Here is an 18,904-nt window from a genome sequence, read left to right as displayed (position 1 = left end):
CGGGTAGTTGGTGGATTTTGCGGCTTGGTTGACGGGGACGGCGAGGCGGTTGGTCGGGGCGGCGGGGCTGCTGATGCGGACTGCCCGGGTCGCTCGGACTGCTCGGGCTGCGGGGGCGGGGGCGAGGTGGGGGCTGCCTCGGGTTGCCCGGGCGGGGCCGGCGCTGCCTCGGGTTGCTCGGGATGTGGGGGTGGGGTGGCGCTGTCCCGTGGTGGGTGCATGGTGCTTCCCTGCGTTGCGGTTCGGAGAGCGGGTGGGAGTTCACTGTGCGAACCGGTCCGCACGCATTCCTGACGGTCGACTGACGGTCGGCTGACGTTAGGCTCGTGACCATGCGCTACGGGGTACTCGGACCGCTGGCCGTCTGGGACGCCGCGGGGCGGCCGGTCAAGGTGCCCGGCGTGAAGGTCCGCGCGCTGCTGGCGAACCTGCTCGTACACGGCGGCGGACCGGTGTCGGCGGACCGCCTCATCGACGACCTGTGGGCCGGCCGGCCACCGGCCGGGGCGGCCAACACACTGCACACCAAGGTCTCCCAACTCCGCCGGGCCCTGGGCCGGGAGCAGGTGGTACGGGAACCCGCGGGCTACCGACTGGTCCTGCCGGGCGGGGCTGCCGGAGCGGCCGGAACCGTCGATGCGATGCGTTTCCAGGAGCTGGCCACCCAGGCCCGTACCCGGCAGGAGCCGGCGGTCAGCGGCGCCCTGTTCGCCGAGGCGCTGGCCCTGTGGCGGGGCCCGGCCTACGCCGACGTCGCCGGTGCGCTGTTCGCCCGCGGCGAGATCACCCGGCTGGAAGAGCTGCGGCTGACCGTACTCGAAGAGCAGGCCGAGGTACGTCTTTCACTGGGCGAACACGCGGCGCTGGCAGACGAGTTGGGCCCTGTGGTGGCCAGTCACCCGCTTCGCGAGCGGCTGCGCGCGGCCCATATGCGCGCGCTCTACCGCTCCGGTCGCCAGCCCGACGCGCTGCGCGGCTTCCACGAACTGCGCCGACACCTGGCGGACGAGCTGGGGGTGTCGCCGGGACCGGCCGTGCGCTCGCTCCACGAGGCGATCCTGCGACAGGACGCGCACCTGGCGCCGCCGACGGGCACCGCGCCATCAGGCCGGCCGGACCGGCCCGGCTCCTCCCGCCCCGCCGGCCCGTCAAGCCCGTCGGGCCAGGCCGGTCCGTCGAGCCCGTACGGCCAGTCCGGCCCCCACCGGACCAACCTGCCCGCGCCGCTGACCCCGCTGGTCGGCCGGCACTCCGCACTCGCCCGGGTGCGGGCGCAGTTGACGGCGCCCGACGGCGCCCGGCTGGTCACCCTGGTCGGCCTCGGCGGGGTCGGCAAGACACGGCTGGCGATCGCCGCCGCGCACGCCCTGGCCGAGCGGTTCGCCGACGGGGTGTGGTGGGTCGAGCTGGCCGGGCTCGGCGCCGGCTCGACCCCGGACGACCTGGCCGAACGGGTCATCACGACACTCGGCCTGTGCGACACCGCCGCCACCGAACCCGACCTGAACGACCTGGTGGGTTGGCTCGGGCGGGCGGTGGCCGACAAGCACCTGCTGGTGTTGCTTGACAACTGCGAGCACCTGGTGGACCCGGTCGCCGTGCTCGCCGGTGCGCTGCTGGCCGCCGCGCCCCGGGCGCAGGCGCTGGTGACCAGCCAGGTGGCGGTGGGCATCCCGGGCGAGGTGCTGCACCCGGTGCCGCCGCTGGCCCTGCCGCAGGACGGGGCGCACCCCGATCCGGACGTGCTGGTCCGGTCGGGCGCGGTCGAGTTGTTCGTGGCGCGGGCGGCTGCGGCGGTGCCCGGCTTCGTCCTCGACGCGGCGAACGCGCGGGCGATCACCACCATCTGCCGCCGGCTCGACGGCATTCCGCTGGCGCTGGAACTCGTGGCCCCCCGGCTGCGCACGCTGCCCCCGGACGCCCTGGCCGACCAGTTGCGCGACAGGTTCACCACACCCGCGGTGCGGGGCGGCAGGTTCGCCCCGTCCGAGGTGCGGGCGCGCGGGTTGCCCGCCCGCCAGCAGACGCTGCGCGCGATGCTGGACTGGAGCTGGCAGCTCCTGCCGCCGGCCGAACGGGCCGTGCTGCGCCGGCTCGCGGTGCATGCCGACGGCTGCACCCTGGCCTCGGCCCAGGCGGTCTGCGCAGACGCCGAACTGCCGGCCGAGCAGGTGCCCGAGCTCCTGGCCCACCTGGTCGACCGTTCGCTGGTGACGTGCGTCGCCGGGCGGTTCCGCCTCCTGGAGTCGGTGGCCGCTTACGGCGTCGAACGACTCGCGGAGGCGGGCGAGACGGCGGTCGTACGCGCCCGGTTCGTACGCTGCTACGTCGAGCTCGCCGCAGCGGACGACGCCCGGCTCCGCGGCCCGAACCAGCGGCGCTGCCTCGATTCGCTGGACGCGGAGACGGTCAATCTGCGGCGCGCGCTGGAACTGGCGGTCGCGGGTCCCGCCTCAGGAGACGCCGTTCGCCTGGTGAACTCACTGGCCTGGTACTGGTTCCTGCGCGGCCGGCTCACCGAGGCCCGCAGGGCGTTCAGGTCCGCGCTGGCTGCCGGCGGTGACGCCTCGTCGATCGGGTCCTGGACGGCCCGCGCCTGGCTGGCCGGAGTGGAGCTGCGCACCGCACCGGCCGGCGCGCCCGGCCAGCCGGTGGCCGGTGACCCGACGGTGGGGCTCGACGACCCGGCGCTGCGGGCCCGGTTGCAGTGGTTCGTCGGCAGCGCTCTGACCGGCCGCGGCCGGCAGCGCGCGGGGCACCGACTGGTGAGCGCGGCCCTCGCCGGGGCCCGCGCCGCGGGGGACGGTTGGGGCGAGGCCGTGGCCCTGGTCGAGCTCGCCACCCGGGCGCCGGCGCACGGCGCCCTCGCGGCCGAGTTGGGTGCCGCTCTGTTCCACGAGATCGGCGACCGCTGGGGCCAGCTACGTGCCGCCCGCGCCCTGGCTCTGGCGGCCGAGGGCGCCGGGGACCGAACGCGGGCGGAGCGGCTGCACCACGACGGTCTGCTGATGGCCGAGGAACTCGGTCTGTGGACCGAGGTGGTGGAGACGCTGACCCGCCTCGGCGGCCTCGCGCTCGCCGGCGGTCACCCCGAACGGGCCACGGACCTGTACGGGCGGGCGCTGGCCGTCTCCACCGAACGCTCCTACACCCGCGGCGAGATCCGCGCCGAGACCGGCCTCGGCCACGCGGCCCGCCTCCACGGCGACCACCCCACCGCCCGCCTCCACCTGGCCCGCGCCCTCGCCAAGACCCGCACGCTGGGCCGGGCGGCCGGCGGGCCGGGCGAGCCGTCGCGCGCGCGGGGAGCGGGCGAGGTGCCGGAGGTCCGGGGAACGCCGGGCGGGTGACGGCCGTGGGGCGGGACCGACACCGGCCGTGGGGCGGGGCCCGACAGCGAACGCGGGCTGCGCCCCGCTCCGTACCGTCCAACCGCGCATGGCACACCCCGAGCATCGCCACCCTGAACAAGACGTCGACACCGTCGAGTTCCTCCCCCACGCGCGATCGTCCATCGCCGTGCACCGGAGCCTCGGCACACAGAGCAATCGGGAATGGACCTCCTTCATCAGCCTCGACACCGACCGCGTCTACCGCGAGTTGTGCCGCGACAACCCCTTGAGCGTGAGCACCAGCGACTGGGCAGCCCTCCTGCCCCATCTGGAGCACCGGAAGTCCTGTGCCTGACGCCGGTCGACCGGCCGCCCCGCTAGCCTGCGCCCATGATCAACACAACCACGCCATCCGACGGTGCAGTCGACGTGACAGCCAGCGCCAAGGTCGGGAGCAACCCCGGTATCGACCCAGTGACCATCCCCGGTACCAGCCCGGGTGCCGGCCTCGGCGCGGGCGCCCGTACGGACGACGACGCGGCCGTGGCCGTCGCCGCGGCGTTGGCCGGGGCCGATGTGGTGCGGCGGTTGTACGGGACGCAGCTCGAACGGTTCGACAAGGGCGGTGGGGACTTCGCCACCGAGGCGGACGTGGCGGCCGAGCAGGCGATCCTCGGCGTGCTCCGGGCGGCGCGGCCCGCGGACGCCGTGCTCGGCGAGGAGGGCGGGCAGCAGGGGGCGGCGGGGGCCCGTCGGCAGTGGCTGGTCGACCCGTTGTGCGGGACGTTGAACTACGCCGTCGGCACCCTGACGGTCTGCGTCAACGTGGCGCTGGCCGGTGGGGTGGCGGCGGTGGCCGACCCCTTCGGCGACGAGGTCTTCCACACCGACGGGGCGGGCGCCTGGGTGCGGCGGGGTACCGGTGGTGACGCGCCGCTGGTGCCGTCGGCTGCTTCGGGGTTGGTGGACGTCAACCTCGATCCACCGTTCCCGAGCGCGCCGCGGTTCCGGGCGGTCGAACTGTTGGCCCGCCCCGACTTCGGGGCCAGGTTCCGGCCCCGGGTGCTGTCCACGTCGCTGGCGCTCGCCTGGGTCGCGGCGGGCAAGCGGGCCGCGTACGTGACCGACGGCGGCGACCTCTCCGCGAGCGTGCACTTCGCGGCCGGCATCGCCCTGTGTCGGGCGGCGGGTTGCACCGTCACCGACCTCGACGGCGCGCCGGTCGGCGAGGCGGGGCGCGGGCTGCTGGTCGCGGCCGACGCCGTAACCCACCAGGCGCTGCTGTCGATGGTCGGCAACGCGGGTTAGCCTCCCGCCCGGCGGGCCTGCCCGCACCGGTCCGTGCGGTGCGCGCGGCCCGGCGGGGACGCGCGGCCGAACCGGGCTGCGCGGCGGAACGGCGTCGGGCGGCCGAACGAGAACGGCGGGTGTCCCGATGCCCAACTCCCCGTTTTGCCAACGGTGTACGGGGAGTTGCTGAGACACGGGGGCGCGGGGAACGCCGCGCGGCGTGTGGGTGGTGCCGTACGGATCGCGCACGGTACGGCACCGGTCCCACACGCCACGCTGGCCCGCGGGGGCCACCCCGCGGCGTAGCGTCGTCGCCCGCTTCGGGTCAGATCTGCTGGGCGCCGGGGCGGCCCGCCTTGACCCGGAAGGACGCGGCGGTCTCCACCGGGGCGTCCGGCTTGGTCACGTACGGCAGGACGCGGTAGTCGGCGCGCAGCTCACGGTGGTTGAGCTGGACGCGGGTGTAGCCGCGCTGGGCGTTGTGCCACTTCAGGTGCGGGTTGACGCCCTCGGTCATCCAGTTGTAACCCACCTTGTCCATCGCGGCGCCGTCCTTGCCCGAGGAGATGGACGTACCGGCGAACTCCGTGCCGACGGTGGGTGACTTCGGGTCGTCGAAGTCCAGCTTGAGGTCGGAGACCACACTGCGGTGGATGTCGCCGGTGAGGATCACCGGGTTGTTCACACCCCGCCGGTAGAAGCCGGTGAGCAGCCGGTCGCGGGCGGCCGTGTAACCGTCCCACATGTCCAGGCCCGAGGAGAGGACGTCGGGGTTCGGGTCCTGGTCAACCTGGGAGACGAGGGTCTGGTTGGCGAGCACGTTCCAGGTCGCGTGCGACCGGCCGGCGCCGTTCAGCAGCCAGCGCTCCTGCTGGGCGCCGAGGATGGTGCGGGACTTCTCGCGCCGCTCCTTGTCGTAGCCGGGCTTGGTGCCGTCGCCTCCGACCTGGTCGTCGCGGTAGGAGCGGGTGTCCACGACGTGCAGGTCGAGGACGGAGCCGAAGTTCAACCGCCGGTACAGGCGCATCCGGTCGCCGCGCGGCTTCTGCGGCAGGCGCAGCGGCTGGTGCTCGTAGTACGCCTGCGCGGCGCGCGCCTTGCGGGCCCGGAAGGAGGCGATGTCGTCGTCGGGGAAGCCGTCCTTGTCGACCTGGGCGATGTCGCCGGCCCAGTTGTTCTCGATCTCGTGGTCGTCCCAGGTGACGATCCAGGCGAAGGCGGCGTGCGCGGCCTGGAGGTCGGCGTCCAGCTTGGTGAGGGCGTAGCGGTTGCGGTACTCGGAGAGGGTGTACGTCTCGCGCTGGTACGACTCGTCCAACTGCATGTTGCGGACACCGGCGTTGGCGCCCACGCCGCCCTCGTACAGGTAGTCGCCGAGGAAGGCGACGAAGTCCAGGTCCTCGTTGGCCATGTGCCGGTAGGCCGTGTAGAAGCCCTCGTACCAGCACTGGCAGGAGGCGAAGGCGAACTTCACGTCGTTCGACCAGCCAGGGCCGAAGGGGGCCGGGGCGGTGCGGGCGCGGCCGACCGGGCTGATCGCGCCGCCGGTGCGGAATCGGTAGAAGTACTCACGTCCGGGGCGCAGTCCGTGGACCTCCGCGTGGACGGAGTGCGCGAGTTCGGGTACGGCCCAGGCGAAGCCGAAGCGGACGATGTGACGGAACCGCTCGTCGGTGGCCACCTGCCACTCGACGGCAACCTTGCGTTCAGGCATGCCGCCGCGGCTGTCCACGGCCAGCGGGTCGGGCGCGAGGCGGGTCCACAGGACGAAGCCGTCGGGGGTCGGGTCGCCGGAGGCCACGCCGAGGCGGTACGGGTCGTCCTTGTAGCGCGGTGCGGCCCAGGCCGAGCCGGTGCTCAGACCGGCGCTGAACAGGCCGAGTGTCGCGCCGGTCACGCCTGCGGCGCCGATCAGGCGGCGTCTGCTGATGTCCATGGGAGGGGGTCCCTTTCGATCACGGGGGTGGTCGGCGGGGGGGCGTCGGGACGCACGGCGCCGCCAGGTTCCGGTACGGAGAGTCACCTGTTCACGCGTGTGCGTCCCTACGGTTTTCCGTACCGCCGACGGACGGGCCCACGATCACGGCGGCAGGTTGCGCGGGTGGGAGGAGGAGGACTCCAGTTGGCCACGGTGGTGCGAACTACAGCGGACGTGAGGGTAGTTCAAACCAGTGTGCCCAGTTCACCTCGCCCTTATGAGCATTTTCACGCCTATCTTGCCGGCCAGCTCACCTGCGGTAACGCCTCTGACCTGGGGCGATGTTGAGCCCACCGGCTGGGTCCCATGGTTTTCGGCCGCTTGGATCTTGGCGTCCCGGAGTGTCGGCGGCTCCGGGGGGTTGGCCGGCGTCCCCGCGCTCGGCCACGATGCTCCCGCCGGCCGGCGTCCGCGAGTGCCGAGGGCAGCCGGGCGGCGCGTACGGGGAGGCATCCGGGGGGTGGGTGTCGCCACCCGAGAAACATCCGTCAGCACAGGTCACACGGGCTGCCCCTACCCTCAGGGGCCCCATCTCCGGTCAACGGAAGGTGACTTCGCTTTCAAAACTTGAGCACAAGTCGCACACATACCCTCTCCATCTCGGCGTCGATGGTCTAGATTGACCGTGCTTCAGCGGTTCGAACACGAGGCGACCAGAATGATCTATTGGTCCCGTGCCTTGAACTTTTGACGACACACCCTCGGCGCTGACTGCCGGGGGAGCACTTCCTGGGACCCGCGGGGGGTCCGGGTGTGGGGAGCACCCGGGTTGCGGCTGGGTCACCACGCACCTCGATCGACATGTCTGGTGGGGCAGTCAGGTGCGCCATCACCAAGGGCAGTTTTTCCACTTTGCTCATGAAAGTGCCGATATGCCATGGGCGGGGGCGCGGTCCCCGGGGAGAGGAACGGTGCGGCGCAGGGGGCCGGGGCCCCCTGCGAGCGGAACGGTCTGAGACGAGCACGTCCAACCTTTGGGGACCTGGGGGGGTTCTGTGCAGCAGGGGGAATTAGCCAGCCCGTTTGCTTCAGCGCACGGGCACCTGGCGAACGGGCCGACGGGCCAACCCGCGATCGAGTGGGAACAGCGGTACCGGCGCACCGTGATCGTCAGCGACGCCGTGGCCACCGCCCTCGTCGTGGCGTCCATCGGCAACTTCTTCGGGGCCAGGGACGCCGCCAACTGGCACGAGAAATGGGGCATCCTCGCCTTCGGCACCGAACTGCTGGTGCTGGCGGCCCTGGCGGTGAGCCGATCGTGGGCGCCGGCCGTACTGGGTCAGGGTGCCGAGGAGTTCCGCCGGCTGGGACGCTCGCTGTTTCTGGCGACCGTCGTCCTCGCCCTCGGCGGCATCGCCCTGACCTCGCACAACATCAAGCTCTGGATCTTCGTCGCGGTGCCGGCGATCGCGCTCACCACCATCACCGCGCGCTATCTGCTGCGGCTGTGGCTGCACAAACAGCGGAAGGAGGGGCGGTGCCTGCGGCCGGTGCTCGCGGCCGGCAGCGTGGCCACCGTGCACGACCTCATCACCCGTACCCGTAAGTTCCCGCACCTGGGCTGGCGGGTGGAGGCGGTCTGCACCACCGACGGGCACGGGCAGGACGGTGACGAGGTGGCCGGGGTGCCGGTGATCGGCCAGCTCACGGACGTCGCCAGCCACGTCCACCGCGACGGCTACCGCGTCGTCGCCCTCACCCCGGACCCGCACTGGTCACCTGACCGGCTGCAACGGCTGGCCTGGAACCTGGAGGGCAGCGACGCCGACATGGTCGTGGCCCCGGTGCTGATGGAGGTGGCCGGCCCGCGGCTGCACGTCGACACGGTGCTCGGGCTGCCGCTGCTACGGGTCAGCATGCCGGCCTTCACCGGGGGCCGGCGGGTGGTCAAGGAGGTCGTCGACCGGCTCGGCTCGGCGCTCCTGCTGCTGCTGTTCGCCCCGTTGATGCTGGTCGTCGCGCTGCTCGTGGTGGCTGACAGTCGCGGCGGGGCGCTGTACCGGCAGCGCAGGGTCGGCAAGGACGGCCGCGAGTTCACGCTGTACAAGTTCCGCACCATGGTCGCCGGGGCCGACCGGGCCAGGGCCGAGCTGGCCGACCGCAACGAGGGCGCGGGGCTGCTGTTCAAGCTCCGCCGGGACCCGCGGGTGACCCGGGTGGGCACGGTCTTGCGCCGCTACTCCATCGACGAGCTGCCACAGCTCGTCAACGTCCTCACCGGGTCGATGTCGCTCGTCGGCCCGCGGCCCCCGCTGCCCGAGGAGTCCGCCGCGTACGGCCCGGACATCCGGCGGCGCCTGCTGGTCAAGCCGGGGCTCACCGGGCTGTGGCAGATCAGCGGGCGCAGCGACCTGCCGTGGGAGGAGGCGGTCCGCCTCGACCTGCGGTACGTGGAGGACTGGTCGCTCGCCCTGGACACGGTGATCTTGTGGAAGACGCTGCGTGCGGTGCTGCACGGGCAGGGGGCCTACTGATGCGCGGCGGTCGTGGTCCGGCCGGCGTGCGAACCGCAGGCCCGTCGGGCCTGCCTGGGGGGAGAGACAGGTCATGAAGGTCAGCGTTTTCGGGCTCGGCTACGTGGGCTGCGTGTCGGCCGCGTGCCTGGCCAGCCTGGGACACCAGGTCATCGGCGTGGACGTGAACCAGGTGAAGGTGGACCTGGTCAACGACGGCAAGGCGCCGGTGGTGGAGGAGCGGATCGGTGAGCTCATCGCCGAGGTGGTGGGCAGCGGTGCGCTGCGCGCCACCCGGGAGGTGCGCGAGGCGATCGCGGACAGCGAGGTGTCCCTGGTCTGCGTCGGCACGCCGTCGGAGCCCAACGGCAGCCTGTGCACCACCTACCTGGAGCGGGTGACCGAGGAGATCGGCGCGGCGCTGGCCGAGCGGGGCGGACGGCACACCGTCGTGTTCCGCAGCACCATGCTCCCCGGCACCTGCCTGAACCTGCTGCTGCCGATCCTGGAGAAGTACGTGGGTGGCACGGCCGGCGTGGACGTCGGGGTGGCGGTCAACCCGGAGTTCCTGCGCGAGGGCACCAGCGTCCGGGACTTCTTCGACCCGCCCAAGACCGTCATCGGCGAGCTCGACGCGGCCAGCGGGGACGCGGTCGCCGCGCTCTACGCCGGGCTGCCCGGCGAGGTGTTCCGGGTGCCGGTGCCGACGGCCGAGGCGATCAAGTACGCGGACAACGCCTTCCACGGCTTGAAGATCGGCTTCGCCAACGAGCTCGGTGCGGTGTGCCAGGCCCTCGGGGTCGACTCGCACCAGGTGATCGACGTGTTCTTAGCCGACCGGAAGCTGAACATCAGCCCCGCCTATCTGCGCCCCGGCTTCGCCTTCGGCGGCTCCTGCCTGCCCAAGGACCTGCGCAGCCTGGTGCACGCGGCGCAGCGGGCGGACGTCTCGGTGCCGATCCTCTCCCACGTACTGCCGTCCAACTCCGCCCATCTGCAACGGGCGGTCGAACTCGTGGAGCGGGCCGACAAGCGCCGGGTGGGGTTGCTCGGCCTCTCCTTCAAGCCCGGCACCGACGACCTGCGCGAGAGCCCGCTCGTCGAACTGGCCGAGCGGCTCTTCGGCAAGGGTTACGACCTGCGGATCTACGACGCCAACGTCAGCCTGTCCCGGCTGCTGGGCGCCAACCGCGAGTACATCGAGACCCGGCTGCCGCACCTGGCGCAACTGCTCGCCGACTCCGTCACCGAAGTCCTCGACCACGCCGAGGTGTGCCTGGTGGGGACCAGCGATCCGGCCGTGCTGGCGGAGCTGCCCCGCGGTGCCGGGCCCGACCTCATCGACCTCGTCCACCTTCCCGACGCGAACGCGCGCCGGGCCGAACCGGGATACATGGGCCTTGCTTGGTAATGCGACCAGCGGCGCCGGGACCGACCGACGCGCGCTGATCTTGGTGGAGAACCTGTCGGTGCCCTTCGACCGGCGGGTGTGGCAGGAGTGCACGACGCTGCGCGACGCGGGCTGGACGGTGGACGTCATCTGCCCGCGCGGCAGCAAACGGGACACCGAGCCGTACGCGGAGATCGACGGGGTACGGGTGCACCGCTACCCGTTGCGCGCGGCGACCGGCGGGCCGGCCGGCTACCTGCGGGAGTACGGTTCGGCGCTCTGGCACACGGCAAGGCTGGCCCGCACCGTGGGCCCGGTCGACGTGGTGCACGCCTGTAACCCGCCCGACCTGCTCTTCCTGCCGGCGCTCTGGCTCAAGCGGCGCGGCGCGCGGTTCGTCTTCGACCAGCACGACCTGGTGCCCGAGCTGTACCTGTCCCGGTTCGACCGCGGCAAGGACCTCCTCTACCGGGGGGTGTGCGCCCTTGAGCGGATGACGTACCGGGCCGCGGACGTCGTACTGGCCACCAACGAGAGCTACAAGGAGGTGGCGGTGCGCCGCGGCGGCCGGCGCCCCGACGAGGTGTTCGTGGTGCGCAGCGCGCCCCAGATCGACCGGTTCCCGCAGGTGCCGGCCGAGCCCGAGCTCAAGCGCGGCAAGCGCCACCTGCTGTGCTACCTGGGTGTGATGGGCCCGCAGGACGGCGTCGACTACGCGCTGCGGGCGCTGGCGAAGCTCCGTGACGACCTCGGGCGGACGGACTGGCACGCGGTGTTCGTCGGCTCGGGCGACGCCTTCGACGCGATGGTGCGGCTGGCCGGGCAACTGGGCCTCGGCGACCAGGTGCAGTTCACCGGGCGCATCCCGGACGCCGATCTGGTGCGCTACCTGTCCACCGCGGACGTGTGCCTCTCCCCCGACCCGTACAACCCGCTGAACGACGTGTCGACCATGAACAAGGTGCTGGAGTACATGGCGATGGGCCGGCCGATCGTCTCGTTCGACCTGCGGGAGGCGCGGGTGTCGGCGGGGGACGCGGCCCTGTACGCGCCCGCCAACGACGAGGGTGCCTTCGCCGGGCTGGTGGCGCTGCTGCTCGACGATCCGGAGAAGCGGGAGGCGATGGGCAAGATCGGCCAGGAGCGGGTCAGCGGCCCGCTCTCCTGGCGGAACTCGCAGGCCGCGCTGCTCGCCGCGTACGAGGCGGCCTGCCGCGGTCGCGCCCGGAAGTCGGTAGGGGCGGGGGCCCTGCGCGCCCGCAAGCGGCCGGCCGTGAAGAGGCCGCGCCGTTGAGCGACGACACCATACGCCTGGTCACCGTCGGGCGGATGCTCCGCTGGCGCTGGCGGCTGCTGGTCGCGCTGGCCGTGCTGGGCGCGCTGCTCGGCCTGGGCGCATCGGTGCTGTTCCCGCCGCGCTACACGGCATCGGCTTCGGTGCTGCTGCCGGGCCAGTGGGAGCAGCGCGAGCTGCTGACCCAGGCGCACATCGCGACCAGTTCGACGGTGCTCGACCGGGTGGCCGACTCGCTGCACTGGAGCGGGGTCGACGGCCGTGAGCTGCGGGACCGGGTGGGCGCCAAGACCACCGACGGGAACATCATCAAGGTGTCGGGCACGGCCGAGAGCCCGGGACGCGCGCAGCAGCTCGCGGACCGGCTCGCCGAACAGTTCGTCGCCTTCACCGCACGGCTGACCGGTGGCGACACGGACACGGTCACCGGTCCCGAGGCGCTGCGCCAGAAGGTGGCGCAGACCAACCGGCGCATCAGCGAGCTGGCCGATGCGGCTGACCCGGGCCGCACCGTGGAGAGCGTGCAGGCCCGCACCGCGCTGGAGAAGTTGCGCACCGCGCTGGAAGAGGCGATGAAGAAGTTGGACGAGGTCGACCCGGCGGCCAACAAGGCGGGCATGGTGGTGATGGGCCCCGCGCCCCGCCCCGGCAGTGCGACGCCGCCCACCCGGGTGCAGCTCGTGGTGGTGGGGGCGCTGCTGTTCGTGCTGGCCGGGAGCGTGTGGCAGCTCGCCGCCCGGCGGGGCAAGCGCCGGCTGCGTACCGAGTCCGAGATCGCCGCGGCGCTCGGCGCCCCGCTGCTCGGCACCGTGGAGGTGGCCACCACCGAGCGGTCCGCCGACCGGCCGGCGGGCCGGGGTCCGCGGGCGCTGGCGCGGCGGCTGCTGGGCGTGGACACCCGGTGGGACCTGCCGGCCCCGCGCGCGTACGGGGACGAGGCCAGTCGGCGGCTTCGCTACCGGCGGGTGTGTGCCCGCCTGAAGCATCAACTGCCCTTCTCCCGCGGTGTTTTGGTGCTCGTCCCGGACGGTGATGAGATCGCCGGACGGGCCGCCGAACAGCTCGTCGCCGAGGCGGCCAGCACCCCGCAGGGGAGCCCGTCGGGCGGTGGGCTCCCCGCGCTGCGGGTGGTGGCGGTCGCGGTGGACCAGCCGATGGTGCCGGACCGGGAGACCGAGGCCGGTGCCGTGGTCCTGCTGAGCGCGGGCAGTCGGACCGCCGCCGAACTCGGCGGCATCGCCGGGGCGTGTGCGGACGGTGGCCACGAGGTCGTCGGCGTCGTCGTCGCCGGCCTGGTCAGGGCGGGCACGGCGGGCCCGGTCGACCGGTCGGCGGACGAGGCCCTGGTCCTCACCGTGGGCGGCGACGCACCGGGGGGTTCCGCGTGACGACGAGCACGACGGGCGCGACGGGCACGACGGGCGCGCAGGGGACGCCGCACTCGACGGGCAGCCCGGCCCAGTCGTCACCCACTCCCCTGCTCGACCTCCAGGCGCTGGTGGTGGCCGTACGCAGACGGCGCAGGCTGTGGTCGGCGCTGGCCCTGTTCGGGCTGCTGGCCGGCGCGGTGCTCGCGGTCGTCATGCCGCCACCGCCGTCCGCGGTGACCAAGGTGCTGATCGCGCACCGGGAGGACCAGCCGAACGACACCGGAACCCTGATCCGTACCGATGTCGCGCTCCTCCAGACCACCCGGATCGCCAGCCGGGCCCTCCAGGCGCTGAAGTCGACGCAGCGGCCCGAGGACTTCATGGCTGACTACCGGGGGGCGGGTCTCACCAACAACCTGATGCAGATCGAGGTGACCGGCGCCAGCGACGCCGAGGCGGTGGCCAGGGCCAGGGCGCTGGCCAACGCGTTCGTCGCGGACCACGTGCGCCGGATCCGGGAGGCCGCGCAGGCCGAGGCGACCGCCCTGATCCAGCAGCGGGACCGGATGCGGGGCGAGCTCGCGCAGGTCAACGAGGCGATCGGGAACCGCACCCCGGGGGGCGACCCGAAGGCGGCGGCGAGCGTCGAATCGCTCTTCGCCCGCCGGGCCGAACTCAACTCGCGGATCGCCGACTTCGACCAGCGCGCCGCCGAGGCGCGCACCGGTGCGCCCCGGCTCATCGCCGGTACGCAGATCGTGGACGCACCGCGCCCGGTGTCGCACTCGCTGCCGAAGGCACTGGTCACGCAGGGGGCGATCGGGCTGGTCCTGGGGCTGGTGCTGGGCCTGCTGGTGGCGGCGGTGACCACGGTGGTGGCGGACCGCCCGGTGCTGCGCCGGGACATCGCGGCGGACCTGGGCGCATCGGTCATCGCGGAGGGGCCGGGCATCCGCCGCTGGGCGGGCGGGCGTTGGCGCCGGCGCCGTACAAAGGTGGCCAGGGCGCAGCTCACCGCGACGCTCACGCGCACCGTGCGCGGCGCGGGCGAGCCGGTGTCGCTGCTCGAACTCGGCTGTGCGCACAGCGCCGGCGCGATCGCCCTCGACGTCGCGGGGGCGTTGGCGGAGCGGGGCCCGGTGGTCCTCGTCGACGGCCTGCCCCGCTCGGGGCTCTCCCGCGGCGAGCCGCCCGCGGGGGTGAGCGTGGTCGGCGCCGCGACCGTCGGTGCCGGTCCGCAGGAGGGGTGCAGGCTCGGCGTCGGTTCCCTCGCGCCGGGCACGGCGTGGACCGATCTGGGTCACCTCGGCGCGCAGGCGGTGCTGGTCGTACGGGCCGGGCACGGCAGTTCGGCCTGGCTGCACAACGTCGCGCGGCAACTCGCCGACCAGCACGTTCCGGTGCTGGGGGTGGTGTTGATCGACCCCGATCCGCGGGATCGGACCGACGGAACGCTGTGGGACGGGCTGCACACCGCGCTGCGCGGCCACGGCGAGCGGCTGGCCAGGGAGAGCGAGCGGGACCGGCTGGCGGCCAGACGGCTGGCCCGGCAGAACGGCGCGGGCCAGCAGCGGGCGGAGCGGTCGCCGCTGCCGGCCGCGCGGGTCCCGGACAGCGATCAGGAGGCGCGGTAGCAGATGTGTGGCATCGCAGGCACGTACCGGTGGCCGGACGGGAAGGCCGTGACCGACCGGCTGACCGAGGTCATCGCCCACCGCGGCCCGGACGGCACGGGGCGCTACAGCCACCCCGTCGGTGACGGCGAGGTCCACCTCGGGCACCGCAGGCTGGCCGTGGTGGACCTGTCCGAGACCGGAGCCCAGCCGATGGTCTCCGGCGGGCTGGCCCTCACGTACAACGGCGAGCTGTACAACGCACCCGATCTGCGGGCCGAGTTGACGGCCTGTGGGGTGCGCTTCCGGGGCAGCTCGGACACCGAGGTGCTGCTTGAGGCGTGGCGGCGCTGGGGCACCGACTGCCTGCCGCGGCTGCGCGGCATGTTCGCGTTCGCCGTCTTCGACGAGCGCACCGGCGAGTTGGTGCTCGCCCGCGACCAGCTCGGCGTCAAGCCGCTGTTCCTGCTGCGGCGCGGCGCCGGCCTGGTCTTCGCCTCCGAGCTGAAGGCGCTGGCCGCGGTGGGTGGCGGATCGTTGCAGGTGGACCATGCGGCGCTGGTCGCCTCGCTGCTCTACTACTGGGTGCCCGATACGCGCTGTGCGTTCCGGGAGGCGGAGAAGCTGCCGCCGGGCAGTTGGCTGCGGTGCCGGCCGGACGGGCGGGTGGAGCGCGGCCAGTACTGGAGCCTGCGGGAGGTGGCCGCCGAGGGGCGGGAGCTGGCCCGCAGCGGCCGACAGCCGGACCTGGCGGCGGTCATCGAGGAGTCGAACCGGCGGCACCTGATCTCGGACGTGCCGGTGGCCACCTTCCTCTCCGGCGGCCTGGACTCCAGCTACCTGACCGCGCTGGCCGCCCGGGAGCGGCCCGGGATCGCCGCGTACACGATCGGCTTCCGCGCCGAGGACGCCAGGTTCGAGGCGATGCCGGACGACCTGCGGTACGCACGCCGGGTCGCCGAGCAGTTCGGGGTTGACCTGCGGGAGATCGAGATCGCCCCCGACGTGCTGGACCTGCTGCCGCGGATGACGTACCACCTGGACGAGCCGATCGGCGACCCGGCCGCGATCAACACGTACCTGATCTGCTCGGCCGCCCGGGAGGCCGGGGTGAAGGTGATGCTGTCGGGGATGGGCGCGGACGAACTGTTCGCCGGCTACCGCAAGCACCTGGCCAACGTGTTGGCGCTGCGCTACCAGCGCGTGCCGCGGCCGGTGCGGCGCGGCCTGTTCCGGGCGGTGGACCGGCTGCCGGTGGCCTCCGCCCGCCGGGGCTACCGGTCGGTGCGGTTCGCGAAGCGGTTCCTGTCCTTCGCGGAGCTGCCGGAAGAGACGGCGTTCCGGCGCAGCTACACCATGTACGACCGGGACGAGCTGCTCGGCCTGGTGGACCCCGAGGTGGCCGGCACGGTGGACGAGGTGCTCGGCGAACACGCGGAGGTCTACCGGGACAACGACCTGGACGACTTCGTCAACCGGATGTGCCTGGGCGATGCGCGGCTGTTCCTGCCGGGCCTCAACCTCGCCTACACCGACCGTTCCAGCATGGCCGCCTCCACCGAGGTGCGGGTGCCGTACGTGGACGTGGAGGTGGTGAAGGCGGCGTTCGCGGTGCCGGGCAGCCGCAAGATCGTCGGCCGGCAGGGGAAGGCCGTGCTCAAGGAGGCGGCCACCTCGATCCTGCCCAAGGAGATCGTGTACCGGCCCAAGGGCCTGTTCAGCGCCCCGCTGCGGGCCTGGATGAGCCGGGACCTGGCGCCGCTGGTGCGCGAGGTGGTGCACGACGGTGTGCTCGTACGGTCCGGGTTCCTGCGCCGTGAGGCGCTGGCCCGGATGGTGGCGGCGGACGCCGCCGGGCAGCGGGACTACTCCAAGCATCTGTGGCACGTACTGACCCTTGAGTACTGGTACCGCGGCGCGACCTCTGGCTCCGGCCAGAGCCGGGCGGCCTGACCGTGAGGATGGAAGAGGAGCTCGGGTGAAGCAGGTTGTGCAGAACTACAAGAGCGGTGAACTGGCGCTGCTCGACGTGCCGGTGCCGGGGTGCAAGCCGGGCGGTGTGCTGGTCCGCAGCGCCTATTCGCTGATCTCCACCGGGACCGAGCTCATGAAGGTGTCCGAGGCCGGCATGTCGATGCTGGGCAAGGCCCGTTCGCGCCCCGACCAGGTGGCCAAGGTCATGCAGAGCGTGGCCACCAACGGGGTTCCGGCCACCTACCGCAAGGTGATGGGCAAGCTCGACTCGTACACGCCGCTCGGCTACTCGCTGTGCGGGGTGGTCGAGCAGGTCGGGGCCGGGATCGACGAGGTGAAGGTCGGCGACCTGGTGGCCTGTGCGGGCAACGAGCACGCGCTGCACGCCGAGGTGAACTGGGTTCCCAAGAACCTCTACGCCCCGGTGCCGGAAGGGCTGGCGGCGCGGCACGCGGCGTTCGGCACCGTCGGGTCGATCGCCATGCAGGGCGTGCGCCGCGGCGAGCCGCAGTTGGGTGACGTGGCGCTGGTCATCGGTCTCGGGCTGATCGGGCAGGTGGTGGTGCAACTGCTCGCCGCGGCGGGGGTGCGCGTCATCGGCGTCGACCCGGACCCGGCACGCTGCGAGCTCGCCGCCGGGCTCGGCGCCGTGGCCTGCGGCGATCCGGGGTCGGCGAGCGTGGTCAGCTCGGTCGCCGAGCTCACCGACGGACACGGCGTGGACCAGGTGTACCTGGCGGCCGGCGGCGGCAGCAACGAGCCCGTCGAACTGGCCGCCCGGCTGAGCCGGGACCGCGGCCGGGTCGTCGACATCGGCAAGTGCCGCCTCGACCTGCCGTGGAACGCGTACTACGAGAAGGAGCTCGACGTCCGGTTCTCGCGCAGCTACGGGCCCGGGCGCTACGACCCGGAGTACGAGTTGGAGGGCCGGGACTACCCGATCGGCTACGTGCGCTGGACCGAGCGCCGCAATCTGGCCTGCTTCCTCGATCTGATGGCCCGCGGCAGCGTCGACGTGGAGCCGCTGGTCTCGCACGTCGCCGACTTCGCGGACGCCGTCGGCACCTACCAGCGCCTGAAGGACGGCGAGCTGAAGGCCGTGGCCGTGCTCTTCGCGTACCCGGACCGGCCGGCGGAGGCCGCCGGGGCGCAGGCCGCGCAGGAGCCGAAGGTGACGGTGCCGGCGGTGCGGCGCGCCGACGACCCGGCCGCAGGGGCCGCGCCCACCCGGCGCGGGGGGCCGGTGCGGGTGGCGTTCGTCGGCGCGGGCAACTACGCCACCTCGATGCTGCTGCCGCACCTGGCCGAGCGGGAGGACGTCACGCTCGCGCAGGTGGTGACCACCACCGCGCTGTCGGGCGCCAACGCGCAGCGCAAGTTCGGCTTCGCCCAGGCCGGCACCGACCTGGACGCGGCGCTGGACGACCCGGCGATCGATGCGGTGTTCGTCGTCACCCGGCACAGCTCGCACGCGGAGCTCACCCGGCGGGCGCTGCTCGCCGGCAAGGCGGTGTTCGTGGAGAAGCCGTTGGCGCTGACCGAGGGCGAGCTCGCCGCGGTCCTCGCCGCGGTGGAGGAGTCCGGGAACGACCGGCTCCAGGTGGGCTTCAACCGGCGCTTCGCGCCGCTGCTGCGCGAGGCCAGGAAGCAGTTCGGCGCGCGCAGCGGCCCGGCCAGCGTCCGCTACCTGGTCAACGCGGGCCGCCTGGAGCACGGCAGTTGGTACCTCAAGCAGGACACCGAGGGCTCCCGGTTCGTCGGTGAGGGCGGGCACTTCATCGACACGGTGAGCTGGCTGCTGGGCGCCGACCCGCTGTCGGTGTACGCGCTGACCGCCCCCGGCACCGAGGACCTCCAGGTGTTGCTGCGCTACCCGGGCGGCTCGACGGCCACCCTCAGCTATCTCACCTCGGGGCCCGGCAGCTTCCCCAAGGAGACCCTGGACCTGATCGCCGACGGCCGGGCGCTGCGTCTTGACGACTTCGTCCGGGCCTCGGTCTACGGCCGCAAGCGGTGGGTCAGCTCGCGGCTGCCCAAGGCCAGGGACAAGGGGCAGCGTGCCGAGGTGAACGCGTTCTTGGCGGCGGTGCGCAGCGGCGGGCCGATGCCGGTCCCGGTGGAGTCGCTGGCCGCGACGACGGCGGCCACCCTCGCGGTGCGGGCCAGTCTGGTCGCCGGTGCGCCGGTGGCGTTGGCGAGGGCGCAGTGAG

11 protein-coding genes are annotated in these 18,904 nt (G+C 73.2%); 10 read left to right on the top strand and 1 reads right to left on the bottom strand.

Features of this window, described 5'->3' with window-relative positions; all coding sequences use genetic code 11:
- The first annotated feature begins 332 nt into the window (after positions 1-332).
- From ACMA1D_RS00785 to ACMA1D_RS00775, 3 genes are all read left to right on the top strand, one after another.
- Positions 333-3,350: an AfsR/SARP family transcriptional regulator gene (locus ACMA1D_RS00785; RefSeq protein WP_414721857.1), complete on the top strand. Its 3,018-nt coding sequence runs from the start codon at positions 333-335 to the stop codon at positions 3,348-3,350.
- A gap of 88 nt (positions 3,351-3,438) precedes the next feature.
- Positions 3,439-3,687 (top strand): hypothetical protein, encoded by a 249-nt coding sequence (locus ACMA1D_RS00780; RefSeq protein ID WP_414721856.1) that lies wholly within the window; start codon positions 3,439-3,441, stop codon positions 3,685-3,687.
- 35 nt (positions 3,688-3,722) lie between these two features.
- Entirely contained in the window at positions 3,723-4,640 is a 918-nt protein-coding gene (locus ACMA1D_RS00775; protein WP_414721855.1) for an inositol monophosphatase family protein, read from the top strand.
- Positions 4,641-4,947: 307 nt separating this feature from the next.
- On the opposite strand, the gene ACMA1D_RS00770 is transcribed toward ACMA1D_RS00775, so the two are convergent.
- The gene (locus ACMA1D_RS00770; protein ID WP_414721854.1) at positions 4,948-6,558 is read right to left on the bottom strand and encodes an alkaline phosphatase D family protein; all 1,611 of its coding nucleotides are present in this window, start codon (positions 6,556-6,558) and stop codon (positions 4,948-4,950) included.
- A gap of 1,037 nt (positions 6,559-7,595) precedes the next feature.
- On the opposite strand from ACMA1D_RS00770, the gene ACMA1D_RS00765 reads away from it, so the two are divergent.
- The 7 genes from ACMA1D_RS00765 (at position 7,596) to ACMA1D_RS00735 (ending at position 18,903) form a co-directional block, all read left to right on the top strand.
- Positions 7,596-9,074 carry a sugar transferase gene (locus ACMA1D_RS00765; protein ID WP_414721853.1) on the top strand — a complete coding sequence of 493 codons (1,479 nt, stop codon included), beginning with the start codon at positions 7,596-7,598 and terminating at the stop codon, positions 9,072-9,074.
- 73 nt (positions 9,075-9,147) lie between these two features.
- Entirely contained in the window at positions 9,148-10,464 is a 1,317-nt protein-coding gene (locus ACMA1D_RS00760; protein WP_414721852.1) for a nucleotide sugar dehydrogenase, read from the top strand.
- A complete protein-coding gene (locus ACMA1D_RS00755) occupies positions 10,454-11,737 on the top strand; it encodes a glycosyltransferase family 4 protein (protein WP_414721851.1) in 1,284 nt (427 codons plus the stop codon). Before ACMA1D_RS00760 ends, ACMA1D_RS00755 begins: the two co-directional genes overlap by 11 nt.
- On the top strand, positions 11,734-13,125 hold the full coding sequence (locus tag ACMA1D_RS00750; RefSeq protein ID WP_414721850.1) for a Wzz/FepE/Etk N-terminal domain-containing protein: 1,392 nt from the start codon (positions 11,734-11,736) through the stop codon (positions 13,123-13,125). The genes ACMA1D_RS00755 and ACMA1D_RS00750 overlap by 4 nt, the downstream gene beginning before the upstream one ends.
- An 89-nt stretch (positions 13,126-13,214) precedes the next feature.
- Positions 13,215-14,741 (top strand): Wzz/FepE/Etk N-terminal domain-containing protein, encoded by a 1,527-nt coding sequence (locus ACMA1D_RS00745; RefSeq protein WP_414721978.1) that lies wholly within the window; start codon positions 13,215-13,217, stop codon positions 14,739-14,741.
- 3 nt (positions 14,742-14,744) lie between these two features.
- Complete coding sequence (gene asnB, locus ACMA1D_RS00740; protein ID WP_414721849.1) at positions 14,745-16,673, top strand: asparagine synthase (glutamine-hydrolyzing); 1,929 nt, start codon at positions 14,745-14,747, stop codon at positions 16,671-16,673.
- A 25-nt stretch (positions 16,674-16,698) separates the two neighbouring features.
- Positions 16,699-18,903 (top strand): bi-domain-containing oxidoreductase, encoded by a 2,205-nt coding sequence (locus ACMA1D_RS00735; RefSeq protein ID WP_414721848.1) that lies wholly within the window; start codon positions 16,699-16,701, stop codon positions 18,901-18,903.
- Position 18,904 lies beyond the last annotated feature (1 nt).

The sequence above is a fragment of the Streptomyces sp. 796.1 genome, from assembly GCF_047525675.1.
Classification (GTDB): Bacteria; Actinomycetota; Actinomycetes; order Streptomycetales; family Streptomycetaceae; genus Streptomyces.
The sequence above is the reverse complement of the archived record's forward strand: the minus strand, read 5'-3'. Positions and strand labels throughout refer to the sequence as shown.

Excerpts from the sequence above, each read along its gene's own strand:
- ACMA1D_RS00785 (WP_414721857.1), top strand. The coding sequence starts at position 333 with ATGCGCTACGGGGTACTCGGACCGCTGGCCGTCTGGGACGCCGCGGGG.
- ACMA1D_RS00780 (WP_414721856.1), top strand. The coding sequence starts at position 3,439 with ATGGCACACCCCGAGCATCGCCACCCTGAACAAGACGTCGACACCGTC.
- ACMA1D_RS00775 (WP_414721855.1), top strand. The coding sequence starts at position 3,723 with ATGATCAACACAACCACGCCATCCGACGGTGCAGTCGACGTGACAGCC.
- ACMA1D_RS00770 (WP_414721854.1), bottom strand. The coding sequence starts at position 6,558 with ATGGACATCAGCAGACGCCGCCTGATCGGCGCCGCAGGCGTGACCGGC.
- ACMA1D_RS00760 (WP_414721852.1), top strand. The coding sequence starts at position 9,148 with ATGAAGGTCAGCGTTTTCGGGCTCGGCTACGTGGGCTGCGTGTCGGCC.
- asnB (WP_414721849.1), top strand. The coding sequence starts at position 14,745 with ATGTGTGGCATCGCAGGCACGTACCGGTGGCCGGACGGGAAGGCCGTG.